Origin of the sequence: Amnibacterium kyonggiense (genome assembly GCF_004364555.1) — a bacterium.
Lineage (GTDB): Bacteria > Actinomycetota > Actinomycetes > Actinomycetales > Microbacteriaceae > Amnibacterium > Amnibacterium kyonggiense.
In genome coordinates this window covers 319257-333059 of record NZ_SOAM01000003.1, presented here as the reverse complement: position 1 = coordinate 333059, position 13803 = coordinate 319257, and the positions used below count along the sequence as shown (strand labels likewise).

The 13803-nt window shown below is 73.9% G+C and carries 12 protein-coding genes; 4 read left to right on the top strand and 8 right to left on the bottom strand.

The genetic code is table 11. From position 1 onward, the window contains the following. Positions 1-61: 61 nt before the first annotated feature. Genes CLV52_RS14770 through CLV52_RS14760 form a run of 3 tightly spaced genes read right to left on the bottom strand, consistent with a single transcriptional unit; the run spans position 62 to position 1938 of the window. Positions 62-664 (bottom strand): methylated-DNA--[protein]-cysteine S-methyltransferase, encoded by a 603-nt coding sequence (locus CLV52_RS14770; RefSeq protein WP_133767124.1) that lies wholly within the window; start codon positions 662-664, stop codon positions 62-64. Beyond that, positions 661-1125, bottom strand: a complete 465-nt coding sequence (locus CLV52_RS14765) for an RNA polymerase sigma factor (RefSeq protein ID WP_133767123.1) — start codon at positions 1123-1125, stop codon at positions 661-663. Before CLV52_RS14765 ends, CLV52_RS14770 begins: the two co-directional genes overlap by 4 nt. 6 nt (positions 1126-1131) lie before the next feature. Then, positions 1132-1938, bottom strand: a complete 807-nt coding sequence (locus CLV52_RS14760; protein ID WP_425455703.1) for an inositol monophosphatase family protein — start codon at positions 1936-1938, stop codon at positions 1132-1134. A gap of 66 nt (positions 1939-2004) precedes the next feature. Between CLV52_RS14760 and CLV52_RS14755 the strand changes: the two genes are divergently transcribed. Continuing rightward, a complete protein-coding gene (locus tag CLV52_RS14755; RefSeq protein WP_133767121.1) occupies positions 2005-2616 on the top strand; it encodes a GrpB family protein in 612 nt (203 codons plus the stop codon). Positions 2617-2675: 59 nt separating this feature from the next. Here CLV52_RS14755 and rsgA read toward each other — a convergent pair whose 3' ends face one another. Together rsgA and aroA are read right to left on the bottom strand one after the other, a co-directional pair. After that, entirely contained in the window at positions 2676-3758 is a 1083-nt protein-coding gene (gene rsgA, locus CLV52_RS14750) for a ribosome small subunit-dependent GTPase A (RefSeq protein ID WP_133767120.1), read from the bottom strand. Continuing rightward, positions 3755-5065 carry a 3-phosphoshikimate 1-carboxyvinyltransferase gene (gene aroA, locus CLV52_RS14745; RefSeq protein ID WP_246018162.1) on the bottom strand — a complete coding sequence of 437 codons (1311 nt, stop codon included), beginning with the start codon at positions 5063-5065 and terminating at the stop codon, positions 3755-3757. The genes rsgA and aroA overlap by 4 nt, the downstream gene beginning before the upstream one ends. Before the next feature lie 112 nt (positions 5066-5177). On the opposite strand from aroA, the gene CLV52_RS14740 reads away from it, so the two are divergent. Then, complete coding sequence (locus CLV52_RS14740; RefSeq protein WP_281276097.1) at positions 5178-6026, top strand: sigma-70 family RNA polymerase sigma factor; 849 nt, start codon at positions 5178-5180, stop codon at positions 6024-6026. 5 nt (positions 6027-6031) lie between these two features. Beyond that, positions 6032-6271 carry a zf-HC2 domain-containing protein gene (locus CLV52_RS14735; RefSeq protein WP_133767119.1) on the top strand — a complete coding sequence of 80 codons (240 nt, stop codon included), beginning with the start codon at positions 6032-6034 and terminating at the stop codon, positions 6269-6271. Positions 6272-6431: 160 nt separating this feature from the next. Here CLV52_RS14735 and CLV52_RS14730 read toward each other — a convergent pair whose 3' ends face one another. Beyond that, positions 6432-10202 carry a multifunctional oxoglutarate decarboxylase/oxoglutarate dehydrogenase thiamine pyrophosphate-binding subunit/dihydrolipoyllysine-residue succinyltransferase subunit gene (locus tag CLV52_RS14730; protein WP_133767440.1) on the bottom strand — a complete coding sequence of 1257 codons (3771 nt, stop codon included), beginning with the start codon at positions 10200-10202 and terminating at the stop codon, positions 6432-6434. Positions 10203-10297: 95 nt separating this feature from the next. Between CLV52_RS14730 and guaB1 the strand changes: the two genes are divergently transcribed. Beyond that, entirely contained in the window at positions 10298-11737 is a 1440-nt protein-coding gene (gene guaB1, locus CLV52_RS14725; protein ID WP_133767118.1) for a GMP reductase, read from the top strand. A gap of 48 nt (positions 11738-11785) precedes the next feature. On the opposite strand, the gene CLV52_RS14720 is transcribed toward guaB1, so the two are convergent. Both CLV52_RS14720 and CLV52_RS14715 read right to left on the bottom strand, forming a co-directional pair. Then, positions 11786-12688 (bottom strand): leucine-rich repeat domain-containing protein, encoded by a 903-nt coding sequence (locus CLV52_RS14720; protein ID WP_133767117.1) that lies wholly within the window; start codon positions 12686-12688, stop codon positions 11786-11788. Positions 12689-12732: 44 nt separating this feature from the next. Continuing rightward, positions 12733-13719, bottom strand: coding sequence for a ketopantoate reductase family protein (locus CLV52_RS14715; RefSeq protein ID WP_133767116.1), 987 nt, complete (start codon positions 13717-13719; stop codon positions 12733-12735). Positions 13720-13803: the final 84 nt, after the last annotated feature.

The window sequence follows — 13803 nt, the reverse complement described above, 5'->3', positions numbered from 1 at the left end:
TTTGCTCACGCTTCTTGCCGCCGCAGCGCCCTCGCGGCGGCAAGAAGCGTGAGCAAAGTGACTATTCGGGGAGGACGCCCGTCGACTCGAGGGCGAGGAGCCGCACCTTCATCTCCGGGCCGCCCAGGTACGCGCCCACCGAGCCGTCCGACCGGGTCACGCGGTGGCACGGGATCGCGAGCGGCAGCGGGTTCGTCGCGCAGGCGGTGCCGACCGCACGGACGGCCCGCGGGGAGGACGTCGTCGCCGCGAGCGCCGCGTAGCTGACCCGCTGCCCGTATCCGACGTCCCGGAGGTGCCCCAGCACCTCGAGCCGGAACCCCTTCGCGAGCCGGGTGTCGAGCGGCAGCGCGAACGGGTCGCGCCGCCCGGCGAAGTAGCCGTCGAACCAGCGGGCGGCGTCGTCGAGCCGACCCGGCGTCCGGAGGATCCGTGGTCCGATGCGGTCCGCGAGGGTCTGCAGCACGGCGTCCTCGCCCTCCCGCTCGAACGCGATCCGGGCGACGCCCGCCTCTGTCGCCGCGACGAGCAGGCGCCCGACGGGCGAGTCGACGGTGCGGTAGTGCACGTCGGGGGCGTCCGCCCCGGTCGCGCGCGCCTCGAGCCGCTCGTGCAGGCGGGCGAGCAGGGCGGGGTCCGCGGGCGGGGTGACGACGGCGGTCATGCTTCCTCCAGGACGAGCAGGGTGCGCAGGCGGCGGACGCCGTCCGAGGCGGCCTTCCGCGCGGCGGCCGACGAGGTGCCGGTGACGAGGGCGACCTCGTCGTAGGGCAGGCCGGCGATGTGGTGGTGGACGACGGCGGCGCGCTGCCCGTCGGGCAGGCGCGCGAGCGCCGCCCACAGGTCGAGGTCGCGACCGCCGGGCGGGGCCGGGGCGTCGGGGACGCCCTCCTCCGGCGTCACCGTGCGCGCCGAGGCGCGCAGCACGTCGAGCGCCTTGCGGTGCGCGATCGTGACGAGCCAGCCGCGCACGCGGTCGCCTTCGAACCGGTCCCAGGCGCCGAGGGCGGCGAGGAACGTCTCGCTCCACGCGTCCTCGGCGTCGTGCTGGGGAAGCAGCCCGCGGCACACGCGCCAGACGACCTCGCCGTGCTCGGCGACCACGTGCTCGAAGGGCTCCCTCACATCAGGTCAACGGGCGTCGGGCGCGAGATGTGAGGCGAACAGCTCGATCGCCTCCGGATGCAGGAGGCCGTTCGTCGCGAGGGCGGTGCCCTCCCAGGGCCCGGGCTCGCCGGTCAGCGCGGTGAACCGGCCGCCCGCCTCCTGCACGATCGGCTCGAGCGCCGCCATGTCGTAGACCTTGAGGTCGTGCTCGCCCGCGAGGTCGAGCTGCCCCTCGGCGACGAGCATGTACGCCCAGAAGTCGCCGAGCGCCCGCGCGCGCCAGGAGCGGCGGGTGAGCGCGAGCAGCGGCTCGAGCCAGCCCGCGTCGTCCCACCCCCGGATCGCGTTGTAGCTGACGAACGCGTCCTCGAGGCGCTCGACGCCCGAGACGCGGATCCGCTCCGGCTCGCCGTGCGGGAGGGAGGCCGCCCAGGCGCCGAGCCCGGTCGCGCCCCACCACCGGCGACCGAGCGCGGGCGCGGACGCGACGCCGACGACCGGCACGCCGTCGACGGCGAGCGCGATGAGGCTGGCCCAGATCGGCTGGCCGCGGAGGAAGTTCGTCGTGCCGTCGATCGGGTCGACGATCCACTGCCGGCCGGGTTCGCGGCCACCGCCGAACTCCTCGCCGAGGATCGCGTCGTCCGGGCGCTCCGCCGCCAGGACGTCGCGGATCGCCCGCTCGACGGCGCGGTCCGCATCCGTGACGGGCGTGCGGTCGGGCTTCGTGTCGATCCGCAGGTCGGCCGCGCGGAAGCGGTCGCGGCTCTGCGCGTCGGCGGCGTCCGCGAGGCGGAGCGCGAGGGCGAGATCGTCGGCGAGGTCCGGCACGCCGTTCATCCTCCCGGACTCCCGGGCGGTGCGTCGCCGGCGGGGACTGCTGGAGGATGAACGGTGATGGACGAGCAGCTGCTGAACACGCCCGGGCTGACCGACTTCACGGAGCCGCCGGCACCGGAGGGGGAGTCGCCCTACGTCGCCGGCGCGCAGCCGGGACGGGTGGTGCACGTCGTCGAGCCGGACCCCGACTGGCCATCGCTGGGCGCCGCCGTCCTGGAGCGGGTCCGGCGCGCCCTCGGCGCTGCGGACGTCCATCACGTCGGCTCGACCGCCGTGCCCGGGCTGCCCGCGAAGCCGGTGATCGACGTCGACCTGCTCGTCGGCGATCCCGGCGACGAGGCGGCGTACGTCCCCGCGCTCGAGGCGGCCGGGTTCCGGCTGACGGTCCGCGAGCCCTGGTGGCAGCAGCACCGGATGCTGCGGGGGAGCGACCCCGCCGTCAACCTCCACGTCTTCGCGACCGGCTCGCCCGAGTCCGCGCGGCACCGGCTGTTCCGCGACTGGCTGCGGGAGCACCCGGAGGACCGGGACCGGTACGCGGCGGCGAAGCGGGCCGCCGCGGCCGCCGCCACCGCTGCGGGCGAGCACGTGCAGCAGTACAACGCGCGCAAGGAGGCGGTCGTCCGCGACATCTACGCGCGGCTCTTCGCGTCCATCCCGCAGGCGTGAGGTTCGCCGATACGGAGATCAGGCTCGGGACGGCCGCGGGTTCTCCGTATCCGTGAACCTCATTCCGCGTCGTCGGCGCCGGTCACCCGGCCGCCCTGCGCGTCGAGGAGGCGCTGCAGCGACTCCAGGCGTCGGCGCCCCGCGTCCCCGAGCTCACCCGCGGCGACGCGGTCGACGATCTCCCAGTCGTGGGCGTCCACGAGCGCGATGCCGTCCGGCGGCTCGGCCACGGGCCTCGCCCGCGCGGCGAACGAGCGGAGGATGTTCGCCGGATCGACGTGTCCCAGCCCGAACGAGCGGATGCCGGGGGTGTCGATCACCCAGCCGGCGGCGGGGAGGCCCGCGGCGCGCTCCTCCTCCGTCGCGCGCAGGCGGAGCGCGACGGAGGACGACGACGTGTGCCGTCCGCGTCCGGTCACGGCGTTGACGACCCCGGTCGCGCGCTGCGCGTCCGGGACGAGCGCGTTCACCAGGGTCGACTTCCCGACGCCGGAGTGCCCGACCGCGACGGTGGTCCGGCCGAGCAGCAGCGCGCGCAGCGGCCCGAGGTCGTCGCCGCGACGGGTCGTGAGGATCGGCAGCTCGATCGGGGCGAACTCGGCGATGAGCGCCGCCGGGTCCGCGAGGTCCGTCTTCGTGACGAGGACGAGCGGGTCGATGCCCGCGTCGAAGGCGGCGACCAGGTACCGGTCGATGAGGGCCGGACGCGGCTCCGGATTCGCCGCCGCGACGACGCAGAGCAGCTGGTCCGCGTTCGCGACGACGACGCGCTCGACCTCGTCGGTGTCGTCCGCGCTGCGGCGGAGCACGGTCGTGCGCGGCTGGATCCGGACGATGCGGGCGAGCGAGCCCTCCTCGCCGGACAGGTCGCCGACGACGTCGACGAGGTCGCCGGTGACGACGCCCTCCTTGCCGAGCTCGCGCGCCCGGGTGGCGAGGATCGTGCGCTCGTCGTCGGCGCCCTCGTCGACGAGCACCTGCATGCGGCCGCGGTCGACGGTGACCACCCGCCCCGGGACGGCGGCCTCGTGCGCGGGCCGCTGCTTCGTCCGCGGACGGGTGCCCTTGCGGTTCGGCCGGACCCGGACGTCGGACTCGTCGTACTCCTCGTACGGCTCGTCCTCGTCGGTCAGCCAGCTCACGGCAGCATCCGCGTCCACAGGTCGACGAACCCGGGCAGCGTCTTCGCGGTGGATGCGACGTCCTCGACCGCGAGCCCCGGCACCGCGAGGCCGAGCAGCGCGCCGGTCGTCGCCATCCGGTGGTCCGCGTAGCTCCGCCACGGCCGGGCACCGGCGACGGGCCGGCCGCCGTGCACGAGGAGGCCGTCCTCGAGCTCCTCCGCCGCGACGCCGACCGCGCCGAGCTCGGCCACGAGTGCGGCGAGGCGGTCCGTCTCGTGCCCGCGGAGGTGGCCGATCCCGGTGAAGGTGGACGTGCCGTCCGCGAAGGCCGCGAGCCCGACGAGCGTCGGTGCGAGCTCGCCGCCGGCGCCGAGGTCGAGGTCGACCGGGTGCAGCGGCCCCGTCGCGACACCGGGTCCGGACACGACGAGCGTGCCGTGCTCCTGGGCGACGTCCGCCCCGAACGCGGCGAGCCACCCCCGCAGTCGGTCGCCGACCTGCGTGGTGGACGCGGGCCAGCCCGGCACCGCGACGCGGCCGCCCGCGACGATCGCCGCGGCGAGGAACGGCCCCGCGTTCGAGAGGTCCGGTTCGATCGCCACGTCCCTGCCGTGGATGCGGTGCGGCGGGACGGTCCAGCGCGCCGCGTGCTCGTCCACGTCCGCCGTCGCGCGCACGCCGCGGCGTCGGAGGGCGTCGAGGGTCATCTCGATGTGCGGGAGGGACGGGAGCCGCGCGCCGCGGTGCTCCACCTCGAGCCCCTCCTCGAACCGGGCGCCGGACAGCAGCAGGCCGGAGACGAACTGGCTCGACTCGGACGCGTCGATGAGCACCGGGCCGCCCGTCACGCGTCCGCTCCCGCGCACGGTGAACGGCAGGGTCCCGCGGCCCTCGTCGTCGACCCCGACGCCGAGCGCCCGGAGGGACAGGATCGTCGTCGCCATCGGGCGGAGGCGGGCGCGCTCGTCGCCGTCGAAGCGCACGTCGCCCTCGGCGAGCGCCGCGACCGGCGGCAGGAACCGCATCAGCGTGCCCGCGAGGCCGACGTCGATCGACGTCCCGCCCCGGAGCGGACCGGGCGTCACCACGAGGTCCTCGCCGTCCCGCTCGACGCCGGTGCCGAGCGACCGCAGCGCGGCGACCATCAGCTCGGTGTCGCGGGCGATCAGGGCGTCCCGCAGGCGGGATGGACCGTCCGCCAGCGCGGACAGCACGAGCTCGCGGTTCGTCAGACTCTTCGACCCCGGCAGGCGCACGGTCGCGTCGAGCGGTCCGGGCGCCGTCGGCGCGGGCCACACGTCGGCGGAATAGGTCGCGTGCACCATCGGTTCCAGCCTAGGACCGGCCCGGGAGACACAAGGAGGAGGACGCATGGCGATCGCGCTGCTCACCGCCCCTCCGGAGACCCTCCTGACGCCGCAACTACACTTCCTCGGCATGTCCTCCCCGTCCGAGCCCGACCGCTCCGCCGCCGACGCCGCGGAGCTCGAAGCGCTCATCGCGAGCCAGGACGACGCGGACGAGCAGCTCGACGAGCACGACGACGACGAGTCGGACGAGGAGTCGATCGACGACGAGAAGGACCTCGCCGAGGCGCCGGACGCCGACGAGGAGGAGACCCTCGACGAGACGGTCGAGGAGGCCCTCGACGACGAGGCGTCGGACGACGCCGCGCCGGACCAGGCGCAGCTGCGCAAGCTGTTCGAGGAGCAGGCGCTGCCGTTCATCGACCAGCTCTACGGCGCCGCGATGCGGATGACGCGGAATCCCGCCGACGCGCAGGACCTGGTCCAGGAGACGTTCGTGAAGGCGTTCGGCGCGTTCCGGTCCTTCCAGCAGGGCACGAACTTGAAGGCCTGGCTGTACCGGATCCTCACGAACACGTACATCAACAGCTACCGCAAGAAGCAGCGGGACCCGTACAAGTCGTCGACCGACGACCTCGAGGAGTGGCAGCTGGGCGAGGCCCAGTCCACGACCTCCGCGTCCCGCACGTCCCGCTCCGCCGAGGCGGAGGCGATCGACCACCTCCCCGACTCGACGGTCAAGGACGCGCTGCAGTCGATCTCGGAGGACTTCCGGCTGGCCGTCTACCTGGCGGACGTCGAGGGCTTCTCCTACCAGGAGATCGCCGACATCATGCACACGCCCGTGGGCACCGTGATGAGCCGCTTGCACCGCGGCCGTCGCCTGCTCCGCGAGCGGTTGACCGAGTACGCGCAGGAGCGCGGGATCGCGATGGGCGCAGTGTCGCGCCGGACCGCTCCCGCCAGGAAGGGAGCCTGAGGACGATGACGGACTGCGGCTGCGAGAAGGCGAAGGCCGATCTCGAGGAGTACCTGCACCACGAGCTCGAGCGATCCGAGTACGCGGACATCTCCGAGCACCTCGCGCACTGCGAGGACTGCTCCGACGAGGTGCACCTCGGACAGGTGCTGACGGACGCCGTGAAGCGCGCGTGCCGGGACACCGCTCCGGAGGAGCTCCGCGTCCAGGTGATCTCGAGCCTGCGGCTCACCATCACCCACTGACCCGGGCGCTCGCCCGCCTGGGGCGACGGCTGCTGCTTTCTGCAGGGCGTGGAGCTCGACGGTGAGACCCCCCGCCAACCCGCTTTCGGGGGCCTCGTGCTGCTGATCGGGCGGTGCGCACCGCCCGATCAGCAGCGGGGAGCCCCCGCAGCGGGAGGCGTTATCGCGCGAAGGCGCGCTGGATGAGGTCGAGCTGCTCCGCCTGGTGCCGCTTCGCCGAGCCCGCGGCCGGGGAGGCCGACGCGGGTCGCGAGACGACGCGGATGCCGCGCCCGTCGTCGAACCGGCCGCGCAGCATCTCGAGCTGCACGAACGGCGCCGCGCCCTGGTTCAGCGGCTCGTCCTGCGCCCAGACGACCTCCGCCGACGGGTAGCGCTGCAGCACCGTCGCGAGCTCCTGCCGGGGCACCGGGTAGTACTGCTCGACGCGGACGAGCGCGGTGGACAGGTCCTGCCGCTTCTCCGCCTCGGCCAGCAGGTCGTAGTGGATCTTGCCGGCGTGCAGCACCACGCGCGTCACGGCCGACGGGTCCTGGATGCGCGCGTCGTCGATCACCGGCTCGAACCCGCCGTCGGTCAGGTCCGCCACCGAGCTCGTCGCGCCGCGGAGGCGGAGCATCGACTTCGGCGTGAACACGACGAGCGGCCGGCGCGGCCGAGCGGTCGCCTGGCGGCGCAGCAGGTGGAAGTACGACGCCGGGGTCGACGGCTGCGCGATCGTCATGTTGTCCTGCGCCGCGAGCTGCAGGAACCGCTCGATGCGCGCGGACGAGTGGTCGGGGCCCTGACCCTCGAAGCCGTGGGGGAGCAGGAGCACGACGCTCGAGCGCTGGCCCCACTTCTGCTCCGACGCGGAGATGTACTCGTCGATGACGATCTGCGCGCCGTTGACGAAGTCGCCGAACTGCGCCTCCCAGCACACGAGCGCCTCGGGCCGCTCGACGGAGTAGCCGTACTCGAAGCCGAGCGCGGCGTACTCGCTGAGGAGCGAGTCGTAGATCCAGAACTTGCCCTGGTCCTCGGACAGGTTCGCGAGCGGCGTCCACTCGGCGCCGGTCTCGCGGTCGTGCAGCACCGCGTGGCGCTGCACGAACGTGCCGCGCCCGGAGTCCTGCCCGGCGAACCGCACCGGGGTGCCGTCGAGGAGCAGCGTGCCGATCGCGAGCAGCTCGGCCCACGCCCAGTCGATGCCGCCGTCGCGGGTCTGCTGCGCGCGCTTGGCCATCAGGCCGACGAGCTTCGGGTGGACGGTGAAGCCCTCCGGCGCGTTCGCGAAGTGGTCGCCGATGCGCTGCAGGGTCGCGGCGTCGACGTGCGACGGCTCGGGGAGGCCCTCGTCGCGCTGCGCGGACGGCATCTCGAGGTCCGCGACCCGGTCGGCGTCCGCGTCCGGCTCCGGGGCGATGACCGGGATGCTCGCGGTCTGCGCCTCGTGCGTCTCCAGGAACGCCTGCTCGAGCCGCGACTGGAAGTCGCGGTGCGCGTCGTCGTACAGCTCCTGCGTGATGTCGCCGCGGCCGACGAGCGCCTCCGTGTACAGCTTCCGGACGCTGCGCTTCGCCTCGACCAGGTTGTACATGACCGGCTGGGTCATCGACGGGTCGTCGCCCTCGTTGTGCCCGCGGCGGCGGTAGGTGACGAGGTCCACGACGACGTCGCGGTGGAACTCCTGCCGGTACGCGAACGCGAGCTCCGCGACGCGGGCGACGGCCTCCGGGTCGTCGCCGTTCACGTGGAAGATCGGCGCCTGGATCGTCTTCGCGACGTCCGAGGCGTAGATCGAGGTGCGGCCGTCGGAGGGCGACGTCGTGAAGCCGACCTGGTTGTTCACGATGATGTGCACCGTGCCGCCGGTGCGGTAGGCCCGCAGCTGCGACATCTGCAGCGTCTCGACCACGACGCCCTGACCGGCCATCGCCGCGTCGCCGTGGATGAGGATCGGCAGCACGCGGAACGTCGCGACCGGGTCGCGGTCCTGCTTCGCGCGCACGATGCCCTCGAGCACGCCGTCGACGGTCTCGAGGTGGGACGGGTTCGCCGCGAGCGTCACGGGCAGCGTCTCGCCGGTCGCGGAGACGTAGGACCCCTCGGTGCCGAGGTGGTACTTCACGTCGCCGGAGCCCTGGACCGTCTTCGGGTCCTGCGTGCCCTCGAACTCGCGGAAGATCTGGCCGTACGTCTTGCCGCAGATGTTCGTCAGCACGTTGAGGCGGCCGCGGTGCGCCATGCCGATCGCGGCGGAGTCGAGCGCGTCCTCCTCCGTCGCCCGCTGCAGCACGGTGTCGAGGAGGGAGATGAGGCTCTCCGAGCCCTCGAGGCTGAAGCGCTTCTGACCGACGTACTTCGTCTGCAGGAAGGTCTCGAACGCCTCGGCCTGGTTCAGCTTGCCGAGGATGCGCATCTGCTCGGAGTGCGTCGGCTTCGCGTACGGGCGCTCGAGGTTCTCCTGGAACCAGCGCCGCTGCGCCGGGTCCTGGATGTGCATGTACTCGAGGCCGACCGTGCGGCAGTAGCTGTCGCGGAGCTGGCCGAGGACGTCGCGGAGCAGCATCGAGCGCTTGCCCGCGAAGCCGCCGACCACGAACTCGCGGTCGAGGTCCCAGAAGGTGAGGCCGTGATTCCGGATGTCGAGGTCCGGGTGGGACCGCTGCTGGTAGACGAGCGGGTCGACGTCCGCGAGCAGGTGCCCGCGCACGCGGTACGCGTTGATGAGCTCCTGCACGCGCGCCGTCTTCGACACGTGGTCGGCGAGGTCGACGTTGATGTCCTGCGCCCAGTGGATCGGGTCGGACGGGACGCGGAGCGCGGCGAAGATCTCCTCGTAGAAGTGCTGCTCGCCGATGAGGAGCTGGTGCACGATCCGGAGGAACTCCCCGGAGCCGGCGCCCTGGATCACGCGGTGGTCGTACGTCGACGTGAGGGTGATCGTCTTCGAGATGCCGAGGTCGATCAGCGTCTTCTCGCTGGAGCCCTGGAACTGGGCCGGGTACTCGAGCGCGCCAGCGCCGATGATCGCGCCCTGGCCGACGGTGAGGCGGGGCACGGAGTGGACCGTGCCGATGCCGCCCGGGTTCGTCAGCGAGATCGTGGTGCCGCCGAAGTCCTCCACCGTGAGCTTGTTCGCCCGGGCCTTGCGGACGAGGTCGTCGTAGGCGGCGACGAACTCCGCGAAGTGCATCGTCTCGGCGCGCTTGATCGAGGGGACGAGGAGCGCGCGGGTGCCGTCCGGCTTCGGGATGTCGATCGCGAGGCCGAGGTTGATGTGGCCGGGCTGCACGACCGAGGGCTTGCCGTCGATCTCGGCGTAGTGGACGTTCTGGCTCGGGAACTCCATGAGCGCCTTGACGAGCGCCCAGCCGATCATGTGGGTGAAGCTCACCTTGCCGCCGCGGGCGCGGCGCAGGTGGTTGTTGATGACGATGCGGTTGTCGATCATCAGCTTCGCCGGGATCGTCCGCACGCTGGTCGCGGTCGGGATCGACAGCGACTGGTCCATGTTCGTCGCGAGGGCCTTGGCCATGCCGCGGAGCGGGGTGACGACGTCGTCGCTCGCCGCGCCGGACTGGACGCGCTGCGCCGGAGCGTCGGCGGGGATCGGCTTCTTCGCCGCGGGCGCCTTCTCCGGGGCGGGCGCGGCCTGGGCGGGGGAGGCAGGCGCCGGGGCGGGGGAGGCGGGCGGCGCCTCGCGCGGCGGCGTGCCGGCGGCGGGCTGCGCGGGCGCATCGCTCGTGATCGCGGTGGCGGCGTCCTCGCGCGGCTGCAGCACCGCGTCCCCGTCGACCGGGCGGTATCCCTCGAGCACCGGCCACCAGGACTTGTCGACCGAGTCCTTGTCGACGATGAACCGCTCGTAGAGCTCGTCCACGAGCCACTCGTTGGCGCCGAACTCGGTCGCGGCGCCCTCCTCGGTCCCCGTCAGCTGGTCCGACACCGCTTCTTCGCCCACTTGATCGCTCCCTGCAGTCGCAGCACCCCAGGCTACGCCCGACGCGCGTGCGAACGGGCGGCACGGATACCGTTTCGGACATGCGTTTCCTCAGCGCGCCGCCCCCGTACGACCTCACCTACTCCGACGTGTTCCTGGCCCCGGTCCACTCGGGCGTGTCGAGCCGCCTCGACGTCTCCCTGGTGCCCGACGACGGCACCGGTGCGACGATCCCGGTGGTCGCGGCGAACATGAACTCGGTGACCGGTCCGCGCCTCGCGGCGACGCTCGCCCGGCGGGGCGGCCTCGGCGTCCTCCCGCAGGACCTGCCGCGCGCCGACCTCGAGGCGGCCGTCGCCTGGGTGAAGGACCAGTCGACGCGCTGGGACTCGGCGATCGTGCTCGCGCCGAAGGCCACGGTCTGGGATGCGCAGCGCCTCGTGACCGGCGGCGCCGACCGCGGCGTCGTGGTCGTCGACAAGGACGGCGCCGTGCAGGGGACGGTGACCGCGGCGGCGCTCGCGGGCGCCGACCCCGGGACGCGGCTGCGCGACCTCCTCACGCCGGCGTTCGCCACCATCGCCCCGACCGCCCCCGGCCCGGAGGAGCTGTTCCACCGCTGGGACGACCTCGTCGGCGGCGAGTTCGCGGCCGTCGCGGACGGCGACCGCGTCGTCGGCACCGCGAGCCACCGCAGCCTCGTGCGGCAGGCGATCTACGCGCCGGCGCTCGACGCGCAGGGGCGCCTCCGCGTCGCCGCCGCGATCGGCATCAACGGCGACGTCGCCTCCCGCGCCCGGGACCTCGCGGCGCTCGGTGCCGACGTCCTCGTCCTCGACACCGCGCACGGGCACCAGGACGGGATGCTGAAGGCGCTCGAGGCCGTCGCGGCCCTCGACCTCGGGCTGCCGCTCGTCGCCGGCAACGTCGTGACGCCGGAGGCGACGCGCGACCTCGTGCGGGCGGGTGCCTCGATCGTGAAGGTCGGCGTCGGGCCCGGTGCGATGTGCACGACCCGCATGATGACCGCGGTGGGGCGGCCGCAGTTCTCCGCGGTGCTCGAGACCGCGGACGCGGCGCACCAGCTCGGCGCGCACGTCTGGGCGGACGGCGGCGTCCGGTACCCGCGCGACGTGGCGCTCGCGCTCGCGGCGGGCGCGTCCTCCGTGATGATCGGCTCCTGGTTCGCCGGCACGATCGAGGCGCCCGGCGTCATCGAGCGCGGCGCGGACGGCGCCCTGTTCAAGCAGAGCTGGGGCATGGCGTCCACGAAGGCGGTCAGCTCGCGTTTCGGCGACCGCGACCCGTGGGAGCTGGCGCGGAAGGAGCTGTTCGCGGAGGGCATCTCGAGCTCCCGCATCCTCATCGACCCCCTCCGGCCCGGCGTCGAGGACCTCCTCGACATGATCACGACCGGCGTCCGGTCGTCGTTCACGTACGCGGGCGCGGCGGACCTCGTCGCATTCCGCGAGCGCGCGACGGTCGGCGTGCAGTCGGCCGCCGGCTACGAGGAGGGCAAGCCGCTCCCCGTCGGCTGGTGACGCCTGCGGGGGCTCCCCGCGGCTGAAGGGGCGGAGCGCACCGCCCCGTCAGTCGCCGGCTGTCCCCGGAGCGGAGGAGGGACTGACCTTCGGCACCGCGCCGCTGTCGAGGACCATCAGCTCCTCGAGGGCGGGGAGTCGCTCGAGGAACGATGCGCTGCGGAGACCGCGGAGGCCGTCGAGCTCGAGCCTGCGCATCGTCGCGGCCGGTGCCTGCGTGAGCGGGTCGAGCGAGGTGATCCTCGGCTGATCGGCGATGCTCAGCGACTCGAGCCCTGCCAGCTCGCCGAGGGCCTGCGCGTGCTCGTCCTCGAAGCGGCTCACCCGCCAGAACCCGAGCTCGCGGAGGTGCGGGATCCGGGAGAGCGGACGGAGGTCGCGGACGCGGCCGAAGCCGAACGAGAGCGACTCGAGCGTCCGATGCCCGGCGAGCGCCTCGAACGAGGCGGCGCGGGAGGCGTACAGGCCGAGGTGCCGCAGCGCCGGCAGGCCGGCGACGACCTCGAAGCCGCGCTCGTGCACGGGGATGCCGAGCTCCTCCAGCCGGGTGAGCGCCGCGAGGGGCGCCAGCGAGGGCCGCCGGCTGAGCGTCTCCGGCAGCGAGAGCTCGCGCAACTCGACGAGGTCCGACAGCGGCGCGAACGACTCGGTCCGCATCGTCGAGAGCGAGAGGCGCTGCACGCGGGGGAGCAGCGCGGTCCACGCGAGGTCCGGGTCGGCGCGGTCGTACGCGTACACCTCGACCTCGGGGAACGCCTCGACCGCGTCGCCGATCGCCCGCAGCAGATGCGGCGGGAGCGGCTCGTCGAACTGCACCCGGAGCCCTCGGGGCGTCCGGCCGTGCCGGTCCTCGATGCGGTGGTGGGCCGCGACGAAGGCGAGCAGCTCGTCGGGCCGAGTGCCGGCCTGCAGCTCGACGTACTCGCCGCTCTCGAGACGGAGCCCGCTCATGCGCCCACTCTCGCAGCGCGGGACCTCGGTGGACGGAGGTCGGTTCAGGCGAGTTCGGCGAGGAGGGACGCCGGGCGCATCGAGCCCGGGGCGCCGCCGTCGCGGACGAGGCGCCACATCGCGCGCTGCAGGAGGACGTTGACCGGGGTCGGGACGCCGTGGAGCCGGCCGAGCCGGGCGATCTCGCCGTTCAGCCAGTCCGTCTCGACGGTGCCCTGGCCGCGGGCGAGGCTCTGCCACGTCGAGCCGCCCGCTCGACCGCGCCCGCCGACCGCCTGAGCCGAGTAGCCGGAGATGTCCGCGGCGTAGCGGTCGTCGCCGACGACGGGCAGCCCCGCGGCGTCGAACGCGGCGGACGCCTCCTCGCGGGCGAGCCGATCGAGGCGCTCTGCGCCGTCCTCGTCGTCGTGGCCGCAGAGCGCCTGGACCGCGTTGGAGACGTTGCGCAGCAGCTTCGCCCGCTTCCACGCTATCACGTCCTCGTCCTCCCGGCCCCGGAATCCTGCGGCCGTCAGGTCCGCGGCGACGGCGCGGTCGAGGTCGTCGGCGCCTCCGACCGCCAGCCCGATCGTCAGCACGCCGGCGGCGGGGGAGCCCTCGCCGATCACGACGCCGGGCTCGAGGTGCGTCGCGGGCAGGTTCACGCAGATCCCGTGCACGTCGGGCCCGAGCCGCAGCGCGGCGTCCTCGTTCGCGACGCCGTTCTGCGCCATGAGCAGCGGGAGGGCGTCGGTCGCCCGGCGTCCGTCGACCTCCTCCGCGGCCAGGTCCGCGAGGACGCCGGCGGTCTGCTGCGACTTCACCGCGATCAGCACGACGTCGTCCGCCGCGAGGCCGAGCCGCGCAACCGTCGGCGCGACAGGCACGCGCAGGCGCAGGTCGCGGTCGGGCCGGCGGACCAGGAGGCCGTCCGCGGCGATCGCGTCGCCGTGCGCGCCGCGGGCGACGAGCGCCACTTCCCGGCCCGCGTCGGCGAGGAGCCCGCCGATCACGCCGCCGACGCCGCCCGCTCCCACGATCACGTACCGCATCCGGCAATCCTCCGGCCCGCTCCCTGGTGGTGCGCGGACAGCACCGATGCCCGGATCGGTGGACCCCGCGGAGGGCGGACGCGC